Annotated in this window: 17 protein-coding genes and 2 pseudogenes; 18 read left to right on the top strand and 1 reads right to left on the bottom strand. The window is 72.5% G+C overall.

Annotated elements, in window-relative coordinates; all coding sequences use genetic code 11:
- Positions 1-8: 8 nt before the first annotated feature.
- The 3 genes and pseudogenes from OG393_RS07900 to OG393_RS07890 form a co-directional block, all read left to right on the top strand.
- Positions 9-2,453, top strand: coding sequence for a [protein-PII] uridylyltransferase (locus OG393_RS07900; protein WP_327373922.1), 2,445 nt, complete (start codon positions 9-11; stop codon positions 2,451-2,453).
- A 346-nt stretch (positions 2,454-2,799) separates the two neighbouring features.
- Positions 2,800-4,353, top strand: a complete 1,554-nt coding sequence (gene ffh, locus OG393_RS07895) for a signal recognition particle protein (RefSeq protein WP_327373921.1) — start codon at positions 2,800-2,802, stop codon at positions 4,351-4,353.
- A gap of 180 nt (positions 4,354-4,533) precedes the next feature.
- Positions 4,534-5,824 (top strand): annotated as a pseudogene (locus OG393_RS07890) (AAA family ATPase); the annotation flags it as partial.
- Between the two features lie 159 nt (positions 5,825-5,983).
- Here the strand turns inward: OG393_RS07890 and OG393_RS07885 are convergent.
- Positions 5,984-6,730 carry a class I SAM-dependent methyltransferase gene (locus OG393_RS07885; RefSeq protein WP_327373920.1) on the bottom strand — a complete coding sequence of 249 codons (747 nt, stop codon included), beginning with the start codon at positions 6,728-6,730 and terminating at the stop codon, positions 5,984-5,986.
- A gap of 487 nt (positions 6,731-7,217) precedes the next feature.
- Here OG393_RS07885 and OG393_RS07880 point away from each other — a divergent pair, with 487 nt between their 5' ends.
- The 15 genes and pseudogenes from OG393_RS07880 to dprA all read left to right on the top strand — a co-directional run bounded on the left by OG393_RS07880 (position 7,218) and on the right by dprA (position 19,223).
- Positions 7,218-7,811, top strand: coding sequence for a hypothetical protein (locus OG393_RS07880; RefSeq protein WP_327373919.1), 594 nt, complete (start codon positions 7,218-7,220; stop codon positions 7,809-7,811).
- A gap of 251 nt (positions 7,812-8,062) precedes the next feature.
- Positions 8,063-8,503 (top strand): 30S ribosomal protein S16, encoded by a 441-nt coding sequence (gene rpsP / locus OG393_RS07875; protein ID WP_327373917.1) that lies wholly within the window; start codon positions 8,063-8,065, stop codon positions 8,501-8,503.
- 2 nt (positions 8,504-8,505) lie between these two features.
- Positions 8,506-8,745: an RNA-binding protein gene (locus tag OG393_RS07870; RefSeq protein ID WP_014153811.1), complete on the top strand. Its 240-nt coding sequence runs from the start codon at positions 8,506-8,508 to the stop codon at positions 8,743-8,745.
- A gap of 101 nt (positions 8,746-8,846) precedes the next feature.
- Positions 8,847-9,470 (top strand): ribosome maturation factor RimM, encoded by a 624-nt coding sequence (gene rimM, locus OG393_RS07865; protein ID WP_327373916.1) that lies wholly within the window; start codon positions 8,847-8,849, stop codon positions 9,468-9,470.
- Complete coding sequence (gene trmD / locus OG393_RS07860) at positions 9,470-10,291, top strand: tRNA (guanosine(37)-N1)-methyltransferase TrmD (RefSeq protein ID WP_327373915.1); 822 nt, start codon at positions 9,470-9,472, stop codon at positions 10,289-10,291. Before rimM ends, trmD begins: the two co-directional genes overlap by 1 nt.
- 129 nt (positions 10,292-10,420) lie before the next feature.
- Complete coding sequence (gene rplS, locus OG393_RS07855; RefSeq protein ID WP_147979877.1) at positions 10,421-10,771, top strand: 50S ribosomal protein L19; 351 nt, start codon at positions 10,421-10,423, stop codon at positions 10,769-10,771.
- 72 nt (positions 10,772-10,843) lie between these two features.
- A complete protein-coding gene (lepB, locus tag OG393_RS07850; protein WP_327373914.1) occupies positions 10,844-11,749 on the top strand; it encodes a signal peptidase I in 906 nt (301 codons plus the stop codon).
- Entirely contained in the window at positions 11,742-12,800 is a 1,059-nt protein-coding gene (lepB, locus tag OG393_RS07845; RefSeq protein WP_327373913.1) for a signal peptidase I, read from the top strand. Before lepB (OG393_RS07850) ends, lepB (OG393_RS07845) begins: the two co-directional genes overlap by 8 nt.
- Positions 12,790-13,650 (top strand): signal peptidase I, encoded by an 861-nt coding sequence (gene lepB, locus OG393_RS07840; protein ID WP_327373912.1) that lies wholly within the window; start codon positions 12,790-12,792, stop codon positions 13,648-13,650. The genes lepB (OG393_RS07845) and lepB (OG393_RS07840) overlap by 11 nt, the downstream gene beginning before the upstream one ends.
- Positions 13,651-13,714: 64 nt before the next feature.
- Complete coding sequence (gene lepB, locus OG393_RS07835) at positions 13,715-14,452, top strand: signal peptidase I (protein WP_327373911.1); 738 nt, start codon at positions 13,715-13,717, stop codon at positions 14,450-14,452.
- Between the two features lie 19 nt (positions 14,453-14,471).
- Entirely contained in the window at positions 14,472-15,014 is a 543-nt protein-coding gene (locus OG393_RS07830) for an NUDIX hydrolase (protein WP_327373910.1), read from the top strand.
- Between the two features lie 64 nt (positions 15,015-15,078).
- Positions 15,079-15,387 carry a DUF2469 domain-containing protein gene (locus OG393_RS07825; protein WP_005311352.1) on the top strand — a complete coding sequence of 103 codons (309 nt, stop codon included), beginning with the start codon at positions 15,079-15,081 and terminating at the stop codon, positions 15,385-15,387.
- Positions 15,388-15,892: 505 nt separating this feature from the next.
- Positions 15,893-16,246: pseudogene (locus tag OG393_RS07820) on the top strand (YraN family protein); the annotation flags it as partial.
- Entirely contained in the window at positions 16,246-17,859 is a 1,614-nt protein-coding gene (locus tag OG393_RS07815; RefSeq protein ID WP_327373909.1) for a YifB family Mg chelatase-like AAA ATPase, read from the top strand. The pseudogene OG393_RS07820 and the gene OG393_RS07815, both read left to right, overlap by 1 nt.
- Positions 17,856-19,223, top strand: coding sequence for a DNA-processing protein DprA (dprA, locus tag OG393_RS07810; protein WP_327373908.1), 1,368 nt, complete (start codon positions 17,856-17,858; stop codon positions 19,221-19,223). Before OG393_RS07815 ends, dprA begins: the two co-directional genes overlap by 4 nt.
- The last annotated feature ends 222 nt before the right edge of the window (positions 19,224-19,445 follow it).

The raw sequence follows: 19,445 nt of genomic DNA, 5'->3' as shown, positions 1-19,445 counted from the left end.
GCTGCTGGGTGACGAGCCTCGAAGTGAGTACGCAAGCGGAAGACTCGGGACCCAGCGGCTACGCGGCGGCCCGGCTGCGCCTTCTCAGCGAGAAGACGCAGTCCGGGCCGCCGCGCCGTGCCGCCCTGGCCCGCCTGACCGACGACTGGCTGAACGGACTGTTCGCCGCCGCCCGACCACCACGAGGGGTGGCGCTCGTCGCCGTCGGCGGCTACGGACGCGGCGAACTCTCCCCACGCAGCGACCTCGACCTGGTCCTGCTCCACGACGGCACGACCGACGCCGGCACCCTCGCCGCCCTCGCCGACCGCATCTGGTATCCGGTCTGGGACCTCGGCCTCGCCCTCGACCACTCCGTGCGCACCCCCGCCGAGGCCCGCAGAACGGCCGGGGAGGACCTCAAGGTCCAGCTCGGCCTGCTCGACGCCCGGCACATCGCCGGTGACCTCGGACTCGTCACCGCGCTGCGCACCACCGTCCTCGCCGACTGGCGCAACCAGGCTCCCGGACGGCTCCCCGAACTCGACGCCCTCTGCCGCGAGCGGGCCGAACGCATGGGCGAGCTCCAGTTCCTCCTCGAACCCGACCTCAAGGAGGCCCGCGGCGGACTGCGCGACGCCCAGGTCCTGCGCGCCGTCGCCGCCTCCTGGCTCGCCGACGCCCCCCGGGAAGGACTCGACGCCGCCCGCCGCCGCCTGCTCGACGCCCGCGACGCCCTCCACCTGGCCACCGGCCGCGCCACCGACCGGCTCGCCCTCCAGGAACAGGACGCCGTCGCCCGGGAACTCGGCCTGCTCGACGCCGACACCCTGCTGCGCGAGGTGTACGAAGCCGCCCGTGTCATCTCGTACGCCACCGACGTCACCTGGCGCGAGGTCAACCGCGTCCTCAAGGCACGCTCCCGCCGCCCCCGGCTCCGCTCCCTCCTCGGCGGCCGGACCGGCGGCGCGAAACAGCCCGTCGCACGCACCCCGCTCGCCGAGGGCGTCGTCGAGATGGACGGCGAGGTGGTCCTCGCCCGCACCGCCCGCCCCGAACGCGACGCCGTCCTCCCGCTCCGGGCCGCGGCGGCCGCCGCCCAGTCCGGACTGCCGATCTCCCTGCACGCCGTACGCCGCCTCGCCACCGCCGCCCCGCTCCCCGTGCCCTGGCCCGCCGAGGCCCGCGAGGAACTCGTCACCCTGCTCGGCGCGGGAGAGGCGACCGTACCCGTCTGGGAGGCCCTGGAAGCCGAGGGCCTCGTCACCCGCCTGCTGCCCGACTGGGAGCGCGTCCGCTGCCGCCCCCAGCGCAACCCCGTCCATACCTGGACCGTCGACCGGCACCTCGTGGAGACCGCCGTCCGCGCCTCCTCGCTCACCCGCCGCGTCGGACGCCCCGACCTGCTGCTCGTCGCCGCGCTCCTCCACGACATCGGCAAGGGCTGGCCCGGCGACCACTCCGTGGCCGGCGAGACCATCGCCCGCGACGTCGCCACCCGTATCGGCTTCGACCGCGCCGACGTCGGCGTCATCGCCACGGTCGTCCGCCACCACCTGCTGCTCGTCGAGACCGCCACCCGGCGCGACCTCGAAGACCCCGCGACCGTCCAGGCCGTCGCCACGGCCGTCGGCACCCCGGGCGCCCTCGAACTGCTGCACGCCCTGACCGAGGCCGACGCCCTGGCCACCGGCCCCGCCGCCTGGTCCACCTGGCGCGCCTCACTCGTCGCCGACCTGGTCAAACGCGTCGCCGGCGTCCTCGCGGGCGAACCCGCGGCCGATCCGGAACAGGCCGCGCCGAGCGCCGAGCAGGAACGACTCGCGGTCGAGGCCCTACGCACCGGCGAACCCGTCCTCGCCCTGCACGCCGAACCCGAGCACCCCGGCGACGAACCGGAACCCGTCGGCGTCGAACTCCACATCGCCCTCCCCGACCGAAGCGGCGTGCTGCCCGCCGCGGCCGGCGTCCTCGCCCTCCACCGCCTGACCGTCCGCGCCATGGACCTGCGCGCCATCGAACCACCCACCGAGCTCGGCGCGAGCGCCGTACTGGTCCTGAGCTGGCGGGTCGCCGCCGAGTACGGCTCCCTGCCCCAGGCCGCCCGGCTGCGCGCCGACCTGGTCCGCGCGCTCGACGGCACCCTGGACATCCCCGCCCGCCTCGCCGAACGTGAGGCCGCCTACCCACGCCGCCGAGGTGTCCAGGCACCGCCGCCGCGCGTCACGGTCGCGTCCGGAGACTCCCGCCTCGCCACGGTCATCGAGGTCCGCGCCCAGGACGCCCCCGGCCTCCTGCACCGCATCGGCCGCGCCCTGGACTCCGCGGCCGTCCGGGTCCGCAGCGCGCACGTCTCCACCCTGGGGGCGAACGCGGTCGACGCCTTCTACGTGACGGACGGGTCGGGCGCCCCGCTCACGGCCACGGAGGCCGCCGAGGTCGCCAGAAGCCTGGAGGCCGCGCTCCGCGGCTGAGCTGAGAGCCTGTCGGACGGCCTCTGGCCGGGCGGTCACGCCCTGGCACGCGCGCTGTCGGCGTTGCCGGGACGCCCTGGTAGCTCCGCTACCGCGGCGTCCCGACGCCTTGGGATCGCACGCACCGGACCGCGCCCGCCTGTCGATCGAAGGTCACCCGACAGGCTCTGAGAGCTGTCCGCGCCGGGAGGGGGCGCCGTCCGGCGTCCGCCCGGCCCCGCCGCGCCCGGCGGCGGGCGCCCGTCGGCCCCGGGTGAGGAATCCCCGCCCCTGATCCCTCGCCGCAACCGATACCCTGGAGGGCAATCCGTCCGCCCGCCCCCGACACCGAGGATCCGCGACCGCCGTGTTCGATACCCTCTCCGACCGCCTTGCAGCGACCTTCAAGAACCTCCGCGGCAAGGGGCGCCTGTCCGAGGCGGACATCGACGCCACCGCGCGCGAGATCCGTATCGCCCTCCTCGAGGCCGACGTCGCCCTCCCCGTCGTCCGGGCGTTCATCAAGCAGGTCAAGGAGCGCGCGACCGGCGCCGAGGTCTCCCAGGCGCTGAACCCCGCCCAGCAGGTCGTCAAGATCGTCAACGAGGAGCTCATCGGCATCCTCGGCGGCGAGACCCGCCGCCTGCGGTTCGCGAAGACCGCCCCGACCGTGATCATGCTCGCCGGTCTCCAGGGCGCGGGCAAGACCACCCTCGCCGGAAAGCTCGGGCTCTGGCTCAAGAGCCAGGGGCACTCCCCGCTCCTCGTCGCCTGCGACCTCCAGCGCCCCAACGCCGTCAACCAGCTGAGCGTCGTCGCCGACCGCGCCGGCGTGGCCGTCTACGCCCCGCAGCCCGGAAACGGCGTCGGCGACCCGGTTCAGGTCGCCAAGGACTCCATCGAGCACGCGCGGACCAAGCAGTACGACGTGGTCGTCGTCGACACCGCCGGCCGTCTCGGCATCGACCAGGAGCTGATGCGGCAGGCCGCGGACATCCGCGACGCGGTCAGCCCCGACGAGGTCCTCTTCGTCGTCGACGCCATGATCGGTCAGGACGCGGTCAACACCGCCGAGGCGTTCCGGGACGGTGTGGGCTTCGACGGCGTCGTGCTCTCCAAGCTCGACGGCGACGCCCGCGGTGGTGCCGCGCTCTCCATCGCGCACGTCACCGGCCGCCAGATCATGTTCGCCTCCAACGGCGAGAAGCTGGACGAGTTCGACGCGTTCCACCCGGACCGCATGGCGTCCCGCATCCTCGGCATGGGCGACATGCTCTCCCTCATCGAGAAGGCCGAGCAGACCTTCAGCCAGGAAGAGGCCGCCAAGATGGCCTCCAAGCTGGCATCCAAGAAGGGCCAGGAGTTCACGCTCGACGACTTCCTCGCCCAGATGGAACAGGTCCGCAAGATGGGCTCCATCAGCAAGCTGCTCGGGATGCTTCCCGGCATGGGGCAGATGAAGGAGCAGATCAACAACATCGACGAGCGCGACGTCGACCGCACGGCCGCCATCATCAAGTCGATGACCCCGGCGGAGCGCCAGGACCCGACGATCATCAACGGCTCCCGCCGGGCCCGTATCGCCAAGGGCTCAGGCAGCGAGGTCAGCGCGGTCAAGGGGCTGGTCGAGCGGTTCTTCGAGGCCCGCAAGATGATGTCCCGCATGGCCCAGGGCGGCGGCATGCCGGGCATGCCCGGCATGCCCGGCATGGGTGGCGGCCCCGGCCGGCAGAAGAAGCAGGTCAAGCAGGCCAAGGGCAAGCGCAAGAGCGGTAACCCCATGAAGCGCAAGGCCGAGGAGCAGGCCGCCGCGGCACGCCGTGAGCAGGCCCAGGCCGGCGGCGCGTTCGGACTGCCGGCCGGAGGCCAGGACGCGAAGGACTTCGAGCTCCCGGACGAGTTCAAGAAGTTCATGGGCTGAACGCACCCGGCCCCGGAAGGGGCCCGGGACGGTGCCCGGACCGGATCGCCGCGCACCGGCGGCCCTCCGGCGCGGGCCGCCCGGGCCCCTGCCCGTCGGCCCGGGCCCATCCCGCACCCCCCGGCCCATCCCGCACCCCCGGGCCCATCCCGTCCGTCCGGGCCGCGCCCCTCCACCCGGGCGCATCCCCCGGTCGCGGAGCGCAGCTTCCTCGCCAATCTGCTGATCTCCCTCGCACCGATGCTGCTGCTCGTCGTGCTCGGGCTGGTCATCGCCCGCCGGACGCGCGCGGGTGTGGGCGGGGCGGGCGGCCTCCTGGGCCGCAAGCCACCACCCAGACCCGTGGAGCCGGAGACGGGCGACAAGCGCACCACCTTCGAAGACGTCGCCGGCATCGACGAGGTCGAAGGCGAGCTCAACGACGTCGTCGACCTCCCCAGGAACCCCGGCGCCTATCGCGCGATGGGTGCCAAGACGCCCCGCGGCGTCCTGCTCGCCGACCCGCCCGGCACCGGGAAGACCCTGCTCGCGCGGGCCGTTGCGGGCGAAGCGGGCGTGCCCTTCTTCTCCGCCTCGGCCTCCGAGTTCATCGAGATGATCGTCGGCGTCGGCGCCTCACGGGTACGCGAGCTCTTCGCCGAGGCCCGCAAGTTCGCCCCCGCCATCGTCTTCATCGACGAGACCGACACCATCGGCCGCACCCGCGGCGCCGGCGCCGGGATGGGCGGACACGACGAACGCGAGCGGATCCTCACCGAGATGGACGGCTTCAGCGGCTCCGAAGGCGTCGTCGTCCTCGCCGCCACCAACCGTTCCGACGTCCTCGGCCCCGCCCCGACCCGGCCCGGCCGCTTCGACCGCGTCGTACACGTCGGCCCGCCCGACCGCGCGGGCCGCGAGGCCATCCTCCGGATCCACACCCGGGAGATCCCGCTCGCCCGGGACGTCGACCTCGGCCAGGTCGCCCGCACGACCCCCGGGATAACCGGCGCCGAACTCGCCAACCTCGCCAACGAGGCGGCCCTCCTCGCGGTCGGACGCCGACAAGTACGCGTACACCGAGGAATACCTGCGCGGCCGGATCATCGGAGCACTCGGCGGGATGGCGGCGGAACGCGTCGTCGTCGACGCGATCACGACCGGCGCCGAGAGCGACCTGGAACAGGTCACCAACATCGCCCGCGGCATGGTGGACCGCTGGGGCATGAGCGAGCGCGTCGGCAGACTCACCGCCGTCCCCGGCGACGCCCGGCGGACGTACGGCCTGTCGGCGGCGCCCGCCACCCTCGACGCCGTCCAGCACGAGATGCGGCGGATCGTCGACGAGTGTTACGACAACGCCGTCGGCCTGCTGCGCGACCACCGTGAGCAGCTCGACGCCTTGGCCGCGGCCCTCCTGGAGAACGAGACCCTGGAGGAGGACGGGGCCTACCGGGCGGCCGGCATCACCCGGCTGGTCAAGGACACCTGACAGGCTCCGAGGCACCCGACGCCCGGACCGGCCCGGGGCGGCGGGCGAGCGCCCCGCCGCCCGCGCCCGGCGCCGCGCACCCCCGATCGCACACACCGGCGCGCCCGGTCGCGTGCACCCGGCCCGGTGCGCGGGCACGCCCGGCCGCGGCCAGGGGAGTCAGGCGCGGGCGATCAGGTAGCGGAAGACGTTCGGCATCCAGACCGTTCCGTCCGGTCGCACATGGGCGTCCAGCGCCTCCCGGATCTCCTTCTCGACCTGGGACGGGTCCGTGGCGTGGATCGCCGCGTCGAAGTCACCCGTCGACAGCAGGCCCCGCACCGCGCTGTCCGTGTCCGCGTAGCCGAACGGGCACGCCACCCGGCCCGAACCGTCCGGCCGCAGCCCCGCGCGGGCCACGACGTCCTCCAGACCGTCGCGGGGGGACGGGCTCCAGCCGGTCAGCCGTGCGGCCACCCTCAGGACGGCCGACGTCGCACACCGCTCGGGCGGCCCCCAGTCCGCCACCACGACCGCCGTGCCCGGCTGGGCCGACCGGGTGACGGCCGCCAGGTCCGGCCCGAGCAGGGCCGCGCCGTGGAAGGCCGTGATCACGTCGTACGGAGCACCCGAGGAGACCGCGGCGTCCAGCGGTCCGCCTTCGACGACCGTGTGCCCCGCACCCTCCGGCAGCCGCTCCCGCGCCAGCTCGACGCGCGCGTGATCACGGTCCACGCCGGTGACCCGCGCGCCCCGCGCGGCGGCCATCAGCAGGGCGAGCCCCGAACCGCAGCCGAGGCCCAGGACCCGGGACCGGACGCCCACGCCGAGACGGTCGTACACCGCCTCGTAGAGCGGGACGAGCATGCGTTCCTGGATCTCGGCCCAGTCACGCGCGGGGTGGTGCGGGACGAGCGTAGGTGTCATGGAATGCGCCCCAATCAGTGCCTGGTGGACGGCCCCCGTGCTGGCCCCCGTGGATGTGCGCCGCATCCCCCCGTATGTCAGGGAACTGCGCATCCGTCCCCACGTCCAGTGGTGGGACCGCACCACTTCGCCGGGCGCCGGGGCCGCGGGGGAGCGGGCCCCGCGCCCGGCCGGCCGATTCCGGCCGGGTTGCCCCGGGGCACCGTGCGTCGGAGGCGTGAAGCCCGGTACTGTCCCTGCCACGCAGCCTTCGGCGGCCGGGTCCGGACCAGCGGGGCCCGGCGTCAGTGAGCCCCGGCGCGCGTCCGGACGCGCGCCGGGGCGTATGCGGCGCTACCCACCGGCTTGCGTCGGCCTGCGTGACTCCTCCGCAGATCAGCGCACTGGCCCGCGTCAGGACGCATCAACGGCAACTGACGGGTACGTGCAAATTATTTGGGATGCCCCGGAATGGAACCCGGGAGCGTTCCGGCTCGTTGTACCCGACGTGAGCACGACACCCCCTGTTCTCGCCGCAGAGCTGGCACAGGCGTGGGCCGACATTCAGCGGTACCACCCCGAGTTGCCCGACCTTGCCGCGCCCGAGTCCCTGATCGGTGAGTCCTCGTCCGCCTGTGGCGCCGAGCTCTCCTTCGAACGACTGCTCCACGAGGCAGTCCACGGCCTCGCCGCCGCCAGAGGAGTCCGTGACACCTCCCGCGCCGGCCGCTATCACAACCGCAGATTCCTCGCGATCGCCGAGGAGATGGGCCTGGAACATTCCGACGAGCCCCACGCCAGCAGTGGCTTCTCCCTGGTCACGCTCAACGCCGAGGCGAGGCGACGCTACCGTCCCACGATCGAGCGACTGCAGCGTGCCCTCAAGGCGCACACGGTCGCCACGGCCGCCGACACCAAGCGCTCCTTCCGCGGCCCCGCCGCCCGCCACGGCTCCTCCGGTGGAGGCGTCCGGGTCAAGGCCGTCTGCGACTGCGGGCGCAACGTCCGTGTGGTCCCGTCGGTCCTCGCCCAGGCCCCGATCGTCTGCGGCGGATGCGGAAAACCCTTCCGCATCCCCGAGACGGTGGGCGCGGCGAACTGACGGCCCGGTCGGCCCGGGGCCCGGTCCGCGGACCCGTTCCGGCACGCGAGGACGGCCGCGGGGCCTGTGGTGCCCCGGCCGTCCCCGGTCCCGGGGTGCCACGGGCGTGTGGCACAATGGCTAGCTGTACTCGACAGTCGCATAGGACCCCTCTCTCCTCCGGCTGACGCGTCCATCGGGCACCCGAGTACCGCAACCCCACGTGGCATCTCATGTGCCCCACCACGTCAAGACCAGGAGACACCACTCCAGTGGCAGTCAAGATCAAGCTCAAGCGCCTCGGCAAGATTCGCCAGCCGCACTACCGCATCGTCGTCGCCGACTCGCGCACCCGCCGCGATGGTCGCGCGATCGAGGAGATCGGTCTGTACCACCCGACGTACAACCCCTCCAAGATCGAGGTCGACTCGGATCGCGCGCAGTACTGGCTCTCCGTCGGCGCCCAGCCGACCGAGCCGGTCCTCGCCATCCTGAAGCTCACCGGCGACTGGCAGAAGCACAAGGGCCTGCCGGCCCCGGCGCCGCTGCTCCAGCCGGAGACGAAGGAGGACAAGCGCGCCTCCTTCGACGCGTTCGCCAAGACCCTCGAGGGTGACGACGCCAAGGGTGAGGCCATCACCCCGAAGGCGAAGAAGGCCGACAAGAAGGCGGACGAGGCCGAGGCCGCGTCCACCGAGTCGACCGAGGCCTGATCATGCTCGAGGAGGCTCTCGAGCACCTCGTGAAGGGCATCGTCGACAACCCCGACGATGTGCAGGTCGCCTCGCGTGACCTGCGCCGCGGGCGTGTGCTGGAGGTTCGGGTCCACCCCGACGACCTCGGCAAGGTGATCGGCCGCAACGGCCGCACCGCGCGTGCACTGCGAACCGTCGTGGGCGCCATCGGCGGCCGTGGCATCCGCGTCGACCTCGTCGACGTGGACCAGGTTCGCTGAGAGAAGTCGGCGGTATTCACTGAATTCGCCGGCACGGGCCGGGGAGGGCTTTCGAGCCCGCCCCGGCCCGTCGTCGTCCCCCGACAGGAGAGAAACAACTCGTGCAGCTCGTTGTCGCGCGGATCGGCCGCGCCCACGGCATCAAGGGCGAAGTCACCGTCGAGGTGCGTACGGACGAGCCCGAACTCCGGCTCGGCCCCGGCGCGGTCCTCGCCACCGACCCGGTCGGTGTCGGACCGCTGACCATCGAGACCGGCCGCGTACACAGCGGCCGTCTGCTGCTTCGCTTCCAGGGCGTCCGGGACCGCAACGCGGCCGAGGCCCTGCGCAACACCCTCCTCATCGCCGACGTCGACCCGGACGAGGCACCTGAGGGGGAGGACGAGTACTACGACCACCAGCTCATGGACCTGGACGTCGTACTCGGCGACGGGACCGAGGTCGGCCGGATCACCGAGATCTCCCACCTGCCGTCCCAGGACCTGTTCATCGTCGAGCGGCCCGACGGCACGGAGCTGATGATCCCCTTCGTCGAGGAGATCGTCACCGAGATCGACCTGGAGCGGCAGCGGGCCGTCATCGACCCGCCTCCCGGCCTCATCGACGACCGCGCCGAGATCGCGTCCGCCCGCGACGCCGAGACCGAGGACGCGCGGGCGGACGGAGTCGACGCCGGGGACGCCCCGGACGCCGGCACGCGCTCCGGCGCGGAGGACGCCTCCTGATGCGCCTCGATGTCGTCACGATCTTCCCCGAGTACCTGGAACCGCTCGACGTGTCCCTCGTCGGCAAGGCGCGCGCGCGGGGCCGGCTGGACGTCCACGTCCACGATCTGCGGGAGTGGACGTACGACCGGCACCACACGGTCGACGACACCCCGTACGGCGGCGGACCGGGCATGGTCATGAAAACCGCCCCCTGGGGTGACGCGCTCGACCAGGTCGTCGCGGACGGCTACGAGGCGGGCGCCCGGGGCCCTGTCGTCGTGGTGCCCACCCCCAGCGGACGCCCCTTCACACAGGAGCTCGCGGTCGAGCTCTCCGAACGACCCTGGCTGATCTTCACGCCCGCCCGCTACGAGGGCATCGACCGCCGCGTGATGGACGAGTACGCCACCCGGGTCCCGGTGTACGAGGTGTCCATCGGGGACTACGTCCTGGCCGGAGGGGAGGCCGCCGTCCTCGTCGTCACGGAGGCAGTGGCCCGGCTGCTGCCCGGCGTCCTCGGCAACGCCGAGTCGCACCGCGACGACTCCTTCGCCCCGGGCGCCATGGCCGACCTCCTGGAGGGTCCGGTCTACACCAAGCCTCCCGAGTGGCGAGGTCGCGCCATCCCCGAGGTGCTGCTCAGCGGGCACCACGGGAAGATCGCGCGCTGGCGGCGGGACGAGGCCCTACGGCGTACGGCGGCCCACCGCCCGGACCTGATCGAGCGTTCCGACCCCGCGGCCTTCGACAAGAAGGACCGCGAGATCCTGTCCCTGATGGGGTGGGCCCCGGAACCGGCCGGCCGATTTTGGCGCAGGCCCGACGGCGTGGAAGAATAGGCCGCTGCCGTTTGTCCTGCGTGCGCCCCTGCCACAGGGGGAACGACGCCCGCCCGGCTCGACCGGCGCACCATCCACTTCCGTACGTTCCGCTGATGACCTGTGGCATCAGCGAGGAAAGAGACCACCATGGCCTCCCTGCTCGACTCGGTCAACGCGGCTTCGCTCCGCACCGACCTCCCCGCCTTCCGTCCCGGCGACACGGTCAACGTGCACGTCCGCGTCATCGAGGGCAACCGCTCCCGTATCCAGCAGTTCAAGGGCGTGGTCATCCGCCGCCAGGGCTCGGGCGTCAGCGAGACCTTCACGGTCCGCAAGGTCTCGTTCTCCGTCGGCGTCGAGCGCACCTTCCCGGTCAACAGCCCGATCTTCGAGAAGATCGAGCTCGTGACCCGCGGTGACGTCCGTCGCGCCAAGCTCTACTACCTGCGTGAGCTGCGCGGCAAGGCCGCCAAGATCAAGGAGAAGCGCGACCGCTGAGCCCCCGGCTCACCGACCGCGCGGTGCTTCGGACGAAGAACTTACAGGGTGGACGGATAGGCTCTGCCCTCGATGGACACCGAAGCACAGCACACGGAGCGCGACCGCTCCTCCGAGAGGGAGGAGCGGTCGCGCTCCGTGCGTATGTCCCGGTCCGCGGCCGATTCCGCGAGCGGGGGGCGCACCGCGCCGACGCCCTCGTACGGAGCGGAGACCGGTGCCGGGGGCGAGCCCGCACCGGAGGGCGAGGGGCCGGGCGGGACCGAGGAGCCCGGCGTGACGGCCGTGACGGAGCCCATGCGGGCGGGTCGTCTGTCCTGGCGGAGCACGGGCCTGGTCGGCGGGGCCTGCGTGGTCTTCCTCCTCCTGCTGAGCCATTTCGTGCTCCAGCCGTTCCTGATCCCGAGCGGCTCGATGGAACCGACCCTCCAGGTCGGCGACCGGATTCTCGTGAACAAGCTGGCGTACCGTTTCGGCAGCACGCCCGAGCGCGGCGACGTCGTCGTCTTCGACGGCACCGGCTCCTTCGTCCGGGAAGCCCCCCGGCAGAACCCCGTCACCGGTCTGCTGCACGGTGCCGCCGCCGCCCTCGGCCTCGCCGAACCGGATGAGACCGACTTCGTGAAGCGGGTCGTGGGCGTCGGCGGTGACCGGGTGGTCTGCTGCGACGGGGACGGTCGGATCACCGTCGACGGGGTCCCCGTCGAGGAGCGGTACGTCCACCTGGGTGACGCACCGTCCTCGGTCCCTTTCGACATCGTCGTCCCCCAGGGCACCCTGTGGGTGATGGGTGACCACCGCAGTCAGTCGAGCGACTCCCGAGACCACCTCGGTCAGCCGGGCGGCGGCATGGTGCCCGTCGACCGGGTGATCGGCCGTGCCGACTGGATCGGCTGGCCCTTCGGCCGCTGGTCCGTCCTCCCGGAGACCGCCGCCTTCGACGCCGTACCCGCCCCCTCGGCAGGCGGTCATGGGTAACCGGGGAAAGCCACACGGCAGCCGCGCCGACACCCGGCTGCCCACCGGCTCGCGCAGCGCCGTCGACAGCCAGGCCCTGCCCGGCCGGGCGGAACGGCGCCGCCTCGCCCGCAAGGTCAAGCGCCGGCGGCGGCGTTCCGCCGTCAAGGAGATCCCGCTGCTGGCCGTGGTCGCCGTCCTGATCGCCCTCGTCCTGAAGACCTTTCTGGTCCAGGCGTTCGTGATCCCCTCGGGCTCGATGGAGCAGACCATCCGGATCGACGACCGGGTCCTGGTCGACAAGCTGACGCCCTGGTTCGGGTCGAAGCCGCGGCGCGGCGACGTCGTCGTCTTCAAGGACCCGGGGAACTGGCTGCAGGACGACGCGGCGTCAACGGCCGACGACCCCGTCGGGATCAAGCAGGCGAAACAGGCGCTGACCTTCATCGGTCTGCTGCCCTCGGCCGACGAACAGGACCTGATCAAGCGGGTCGTCGCGGTCGGCGGTGACACCGTCGCCTGCTGCGACCAGGACGGCCGGCTCACCGTCAACGGCGTACCGTTGGACGAACCCTATCTGCACCCGGGGAACGAGCCCTCGAAGATCAGGTTCGAGGTGAAGGTGCCGCCCGGACGGATCTTCGTCATGGGGGACCACCGGGCCAACTCGGCCGACTCGCGTTTCCACCTCGACGAGAAGGACCAGGGGACGATTTCCGAGGAGGAGGTCGTGGGAAGAGCCGTCGTGATCGCCTGGCCGTTCGGTCACTGGAGCCGCCTGGAACAACGCGACACCTTCGCCGCCGTACCGGACGCACGTTCAGGATCTTCGTCCGCGATCGGTGTGTCGCATAGTCTGTCCTCGCGGAATCTGAACGGATTGCCCTGGCTCCCGACCCCTGCGGAACTCCCGCTCGTTATGGGAGTGGTGGGCCTGTCCCTGTACTGGGTCAGGCGATCGCGCGAACTGAGGAGTGGATGTGGGGGATGTGGCCGTCGGGGCACGATCCGGACACGAGCCCGAGAAGGGACCCGAGCGGCTCGCCGAGTCGTCGGTCGCCATGACGGATGAATCCGCGGGCCGGCCGGACGGTGACCCCTCGGACGCCGACGGCACACCCGCCCACGACGGGACCGGCGAGCCGGGCGGCGGAACGAAGAAGCCCCGTTCCTTCTGGAAGGAGCTGCCCCTCCTCATCGGCATCGCCCTGGTGCTGGCCCTGCTGATCAAGACCTTCCTCGTGCAGGCGTTCTCGATTCCCTCCGAATCGATGATGAACACCCTGCAGCGCGGGGACCGGGTCCTCGTCGACAAGCTCACCCCCTGGTTCGGCTCCGAGCCGGAACGCGGCGAGGTCGTCGTCTTCCACGACCCCGGCGGCTGGCTGGTCGGCGGCGAACCCACCCCCGAGCCGAACGTCGTGCAGAAGTTCCTCAGCTTCATCGGCCTGATGCCGTCCGCCGAGGAGAAGGACCTCATCAAGCGGGTCATCGCGGTCGGCGGCGACACGGTCTCCTGCAAGGAGGGCGGCAAGGTGATCCTCAACGGCAAGCCGCTCGATGAGACCTCCTACATCTACCCCGGCTCCACCCCCTGCGGCGACCGCCCGTTCGGACCGATCACCATCCCCGAGAACAGCATCTGGGTGATGGGTGACAACCGCCAGAACTCGCTGGACTCCCGTTTCCACCAGGAACTCCCCGGCAACGGCACCGTCTCCAACGACCAGGTCGTCGGACGCGCGGTCGTCGTGGCCTGGCCGGTCACCCGCTGGGCGACCCTCCCGGTGCCCGCCACCTTCGACCAGCCCGGACTGAGCCAGGCGCTGACCGTCGCCCCGGGCGCGGCCGGCCTCGCCGGAGCCGTCCCGCTCGTCCTGTGGCGACGCAAGCGGCTCGTCTCCCGGCATACCGCCGAGTAGCGACCCGCGGGTAGGGTGCCGTCCCAGAACGACGAACCGGCCTCTGCGGTGGGGAGTATCTGGGATGGGCGGCACCACACGGACAGGCACCGGCCACGGCCGCCTCGGCAGGACACTGTCGGGGCTCGCCGTGGCCGTCGGCTGTGTGCTCTTCCTCGGCGGCTTCGTGTGGAGCGCGGTGCTCTACGCCCCCTACACCGTTCCCACCGACTCGATGACCCCCACCGTGAACGTGGGGGACCGCGTCCTCGCACAGCGCGTCGACGGCAGCGAGGTGCGTCGCGGTGACATCGTCGTCTTCGACGATCCGCTCTGGAGCACCGGTCCGATGATCAAGCGGGTCGTCGGCACCGGCGGTGACGAAATCGCCTGCTGCGACACCGACGGACGGCTGACCGTCAACGGGAAACCCGTCGAGGAACCGTATCTGCGGCCCGGCGCGCCCGCCTCCTCCCGGGCGTTCTCGGCCACCGTCCCCGAGGACGGCCTCTTCCTCCTCGGCGACGAGCGGCACAACTCCCTCGACTCGCGCGTCCACCTCGAGGACGCCGGCCAGGGCTCCGTCCCGCGCTCCACGGTCACCGCCAGGGTCGACGCCATCGCCTGGCCCTCGACCGGCATGGTGGAACGCCCCGCGGGCTTCGCCGCACTCCCCGGCGGCATCTCCCGACCCGGACCCCTCGCACCCCTCGGCTACGCGATCGTCGCCGGCTGCGCCCTCATCCTGCTCGGGGCCGCCTACGGACCGCTGGAGCGCGTCCTGCGCCGACGGGCGAGGAACGAACGGACCGTGGACGCATGACGACGCGGACGGGGGCGCCATGACGAACGACGCGGGGGTAGACGGCGCGGGGGCGAACGGCGCGGGGTCACGGGAGACCCACGAGCGCGGTGAGGCGCGACGCGTCGCACGCGTCGTCCTGCTCGACCCCGAGGACCGAATCCTCCTCCTGCACGGACACGAGCCGGCGGACCCGACACGGACCTGGTGGTTCACCCCCGGCGGGGGCCTGGAAGGCAGCGAGACCCGTGAGGAGGCCGCCCTGCGCGAACTCGCCGAGGAGACGGGCATCACCGACGTCACGCTCGGTCCGGTCCTCTGGCGACGCGTCTGCTCCTTCGACTTCGACGGACGACGCTGGAACCAGGACGAGTGGTACTACCTGGCACGAACCACCCGCACCGAGGCGGCCCCCACGGCACTGACCGAACTGGAGGAACGCAGCGTCTCGGGCCTGAGGTGGTGGACCTCCGCCGAACTGTCCGCGACGCGTGAGACGGTGTACCCGACCAGACTCGCCGGGCTGCTGCGCACGCTGCTCGACGAGGGACCTCCGAGCGCGCCGGTGGTTCTCACCCCGTGAATCGTCCAGGGGTGCGAGCCGCTGCCGCACAATGGGGGGACGCACGGCTGAAGGGGAACATGCCATGAGCGCCGAGGACCTCGAGAAGTACGAGACCGAGATGGAGCTGAAGCTCTACCGGGAGTACCGCGATGTCGTCGGGCTGTTCAAGTACGTGATCGAAACCGAGCGTCGCTTCTACCTCACCAACGACTACGAGATGCAGGTGCACTCGGTCCAGGGCGAGGTCTTCTTCGAGGTCTCCATGGCCGACGCCTGGGTCTGGGACATGTACCGGCCGGCCCGCTTCGTCAAGCAGGTCCGCGTTCTGACCTTCAAGGACGTGAACATCGAAGAGCTGAACAAGAGCGATCTGGAGCTCCCCGGCAGCTGATCCCGGAGCGCGGCCGGGACGGGCACGAGGCGGGACAGCGTCGGTCGTCCGAGGCGGGGCCCGGCCCCTGGGGATGAACCGGGAAGGACCGGGGCGTGCCGGGCCCAGGACTCCTGGAGAGTGAGACGGCGGCGCGAAACCACTCGGACGAGTGGCGCGGTTTTCCACAGACGGCCACCCGTCCACCACCGGAAACACGGAACGTCGCCACACGTCACAGTCGGTACCGGAGGTGGTACCGATGAACACGAACCCACGGACCAACCCACGGACGAACCCACGGACGACACCCGGGACGCCGCCCCGGCCGCCCGTCGGAGACGCCCCGCCCGGGACACGTCCCCGCACGAACCCGGACGCGGAGAACCCCGATCCGACACCGTCTCCGGCACCGGAGACGGGCCGCACGCCACGTCCCGGCAGCACGGCCCGCAGCACACCCCCCGCGCCCGACCACGGCGGCACCCCCTCCCGCCCGGCGCCAGAGAACACCGCCGCAGTCCGTCGCGCCGCCCTCGGGCGCTACGGCGAGGACCTCGCCGCCCGCCGGCTCACCCGGCACGGCATGACCGTCCTCACCCGCAACTGGCGCTGCGGACGCACCGGAGAGATCGACATCGTCGCCCAGGACGGCGACACCCTCGTCATCTGCGAGGTCAAGACCCGCCGCGACAGCACCTACGAACACCCCATGGCCGCCGTCACGCCCACCAAGGCCGAGCGACTCAAACGACTCGCCGCCTGCTGGCTCGACCGCCACGGCGGCCCACCACCCGGCGGCATCCGCATCGACCTCATCGGCATCGTCCTGCCGCGCCACGGCGCCCCCCGCATCACACACGCCCAGGGGGTGGCCTGATGGGCTTCGCGCGCACCTGCTCCGTGGCACTCGTCGGCGTCGAAGGGGTCGTCGTCGAGGTCCAGGCCGACCTGGAACCCGGAGTCGCCGCCTTCACCCTCGTCGGCCTCCCGGACAAGAGCCTCTCCGAAAGCCGGGACCGCGTCCGCGCCGCCATCGTCAACTCCGACGCCGAATGGCCCCAGAAGAAGCTCACCGTCGGGCTCAGCCCCGCCTCCGTCCCCAAGGGCGGAAGCGGATTCGACATCGCCGTCGCCGCCGCCGTCCTCGGCGCCGCCGAACGCATCGACCCCCGCGACATCGCCGACCTCGTCCTCATCGGAGAACTCGGCCTCGACGGACGCGTACGCCCCGTACGAGGCGTCCTGCCCGCCGTCCTCGCCGCCGCCGAAGCGGGCTACCGGCGAGTCGTCGTCCCCGAACAGACCGCCGGCGAAGCCGCGCTCGTCCCCGGCGTCTCCGTCCTCGGCGTCCACAGCCTGCGCCAGCTCATCGCCCTCCTCACCGGCGCCCCCGTCCCCCCGGAGGAGACCACCTACCCCGGCCGCCCGGACGCCATGCTCTCCGGGCTTCTCATCCCCGGAGCCGGCCTCGGCACGGGACTCGCCGCCGGCCCCGCCGACGGACCCGACCTCGCCGAGGTCGCCGGACAGCACCACGCCCGCCGGGCTCTCGAAGTCGCCGCCGCGGGCAACCACCATCTCCTGCTCTCCGGCCCACCCGGAGCGGGCAAGACCATGCTCGCCGAACGACTCCCCGGCATCCTCCCGCCACTCAACCGCCAGGAGTCACTCGAAGCCACCGCCGTCCACTCCGTCGCCGGCATCCTCCCGCCCGGTGAACCCCTCGTCCGACGCGCCCCCTACTGCGCCCCCCACCACTCCGCCACCATGCAGTCCCTCGTCGGCGGCGGCAACGGCCTCCCGCGCCCCGGCGCCGTCAGCCTGGCCCACCGCGGCGTCCTCTTCCTCGACGAGGCTCCCGAGTTCTCCGCCAAAGCCCTCGACGCACTGCGCCAGCCCCTCGAATCCGGGCACGTCGTCGTCGCCCGCGCCGCCGGCGTCGTACGACTTCCCGCCCGCTTCCTCCTCGCGCTGGCCGCCAATCCCTGCCCCTGCGGCCGGCACGGCCTCCGCGGCACCGGCTGCGAATGCCCCGCCTCCCAGATCCGCCGCTACCAGGCGCGACTCTCCGGCCCCCTCCTCGACCGTATCGACCTGCGCGTCGAAGCCGAACCCGTCACCCGCGCCGAACTCCTCGCCCAGGAAGGCCGGAACGACTCCACCGCGACCGTCGCCGACCGCGTGCGCGAGGCCCGCGCTCGCGCCGCCGCCCGCCTCACCGGCACTCCCTGGACCGTCAACAGCGAGATCCCCGGACACGAACTGCGAACCCGCTACCTCGTCGGCCACGGCGCCCTCGACGCCGCCGAACGCGACATCGACCGAGGACTCCTCACCGCCCGTGGACTCGACCGCGTCCTGCGCGTCGCCTGGACCGTCGCCGACCTCTCCGGACACGACCGCCCCGACGCCCAGGACGTCGGCCTCGCCCTCGAACTGCGCACCGGAATCTCCCGGGGCGTCCCCGCCACGACCGGAGTCCGGCCATGACCGCCCCACACGAGGAGCGCCTCGCCCGCGCGGCCCTGACCCGCATCGTCGAACCCGGCGACGAGCACGCGGGCCGATGGCTCCGCCGCTACGGAGCCATCGGCTTCCTCCGGCACCTCAAGGCCACGCCGGGCCACGGCGTCCCGGACTCCGCGCCCCCGCCCGCCGACACCCGCGCCGCCCACCAACGGAAGTCACGACCACTTGAACGGCCGGCCCTGGGAGACGACACACACTCTCCGGGCACCCACGCCCAGGGCACCAGCCCTCCGGGCGTCCACGGCACGGACACCGCCCCCACGAGCACCAACGCTCCGGACCCGGGCGCCCCGGGCGCCCCCGGCGCCGGCCCCTTCCCCGGCACCGGCGCGAAGCGCGTCGACGGCTGGCGCCGCCGCGCGGCCGAAGCCGACGCTCGCCGCGACCTCGACGCCCTCGACGCGTACGGCGGAAGACTCGTCGTCCCCGGCGACACCGAATGGCCCCGTCAACTCGACGACCTCGGCGACGCCCGCCCCATCGGCCTCTGGATTCACGGCAGCGCCGACCTGCGCACCTGGGCCCTGCGCTCCGTCGCCCTGGTCGGCGCCCGCGCCTGCACGTCCTACGGCGCCCACACGGCCACCACGCTCGCCTCCGGCCTCGCCGAACGCGGCTGGGTCGTCGTCTCAGGCGCCGCCTTCGGTATCGACGGTGCCGCCCACCGCGGCGCCCTCGCCGCCCACGGCGCCACCGTCGCGGTCCTCGCCAGCGGTGTCGACAATCCCTACCCCCGCGGCCACGCCGGACTCATCCGGCGCATCGCCGAACAGGGCCTGGTCATCGGCGAACTGCCGCCGGGCAGTCATCCCACCCCCAGCCGCTTCATCCTCCGCAACCGCGTCATCGCGGCCCTCACCCGCGGCACCGTCGTCGTCGAAGCCGAGTACCGCAGCGGCTCCCTCGTCACCGCTCGTGCCGCCCAGCGACTCGGCCGCCACACCATGGGCATCCCCGGCCCCGTCAGCAGCGGACTCTCCACGGGCGTCCACGAACTCCTGCGCGCCGAGGCCACCCTCGTCACGGACGTCGACGACATCATCGAACTCGTCGGAGACATGGGTCAGTTCGCCCCCGAGCGGCGCGGACCCGTCCTGCCCAGGGACCTCCTCGCCCCCGCCGGTACCCAGGTCCTCGAAGCACTTCCCGCCGGCCGGCCCGCGTCCCTCGCCGGCATCGCCCGACGTGCCGGAGCCACCGGCGACGACACCCTCGCCAGACTGTACGAACTGCACGCACTCGGCTTCGTCGAACGCCACGGAGACGACTGGAAGTTGACACACCAGGCCACCCGGCGGCCGAACGCGCGGCGAGGCGGTACTTGACCTGGAGCATTCGGGTGAAAAGGTGATGCAGATGAACAATCGAGTTCTCTCGGCCCTGCCTGAGGGGCCGGCACGCGCCACGGCCCGGGTTCGAAGATGTGGACGAGCGCGTCCACCCGGACCGGCGCGATCCGCAGAGGTTCGCTCACCGCAACAGTCCAGTCACGCTACGCTCGCCAGGATCCACCACCGGACACACACCCCTACTCACTCCACGGCAGA

This window comes from Streptomyces sp. NBC_01216, assembly GCF_035994945.1.
GTDB lineage: Bacteria > Actinomycetota > Actinomycetes > Streptomycetales > Streptomycetaceae > Streptomyces.
The sequence above is the reverse complement of the archived record's forward strand: the minus strand, read 5'-3'. Positions and strand labels throughout refer to the sequence as shown.

Bases quoted from the DNA above. Each gene is read 5' to 3' on its own strand.
- OG393_RS07885 (WP_327373920.1), bottom strand. From the start codon at position 6,730: ATGACACCTACGCTCGTCCCGCACCACCCCGCGCGTGACTGGGCCGAG.
- OG393_RS07870 (WP_014153811.1), top strand. From the start codon at position 8,506: ATGCTCGAGGAGGCTCTCGAGCACCTCGTGAAGGGCATCGTCGACAAC.
- trmD (WP_327373915.1), top strand. From the start codon at position 9,470: ATGCGCCTCGATGTCGTCACGATCTTCCCCGAGTACCTGGAACCGCTC.
- rplS (WP_147979877.1), top strand. From the start codon at position 10,421: ATGGCCTCCCTGCTCGACTCGGTCAACGCGGCTTCGCTCCGCACCGAC.
- lepB (WP_327373914.1), top strand. From the start codon at position 10,844: ATGGACACCGAAGCACAGCACACGGAGCGCGACCGCTCCTCCGAGAGG.
- lepB (WP_327373913.1), top strand. From the start codon at position 11,742: ATGGGTAACCGGGGAAAGCCACACGGCAGCCGCGCCGACACCCGGCTG.
- lepB (WP_327373912.1), top strand. From the start codon at position 12,790: ATGACGGATGAATCCGCGGGCCGGCCGGACGGTGACCCCTCGGACGCC.
- lepB (WP_327373911.1), top strand. From the start codon at position 13,715: ATGGGCGGCACCACACGGACAGGCACCGGCCACGGCCGCCTCGGCAGG.
- OG393_RS07830 (WP_327373910.1), top strand. From the start codon at position 14,472: ATGACGAACGACGCGGGGGTAGACGGCGCGGGGGCGAACGGCGCGGGG.
- OG393_RS07825 (WP_005311352.1), top strand. From the start codon at position 15,079: ATGAGCGCCGAGGACCTCGAGAAGTACGAGACCGAGATGGAGCTGAAG.
- OG393_RS07815 (WP_327373909.1), top strand. From the start codon at position 16,246: ATGGGCTTCGCGCGCACCTGCTCCGTGGCACTCGTCGGCGTCGAAGGG.
- dprA (WP_327373908.1), top strand. From the start codon at position 17,856: ATGACCGCCCCACACGAGGAGCGCCTCGCCCGCGCGGCCCTGACCCGC.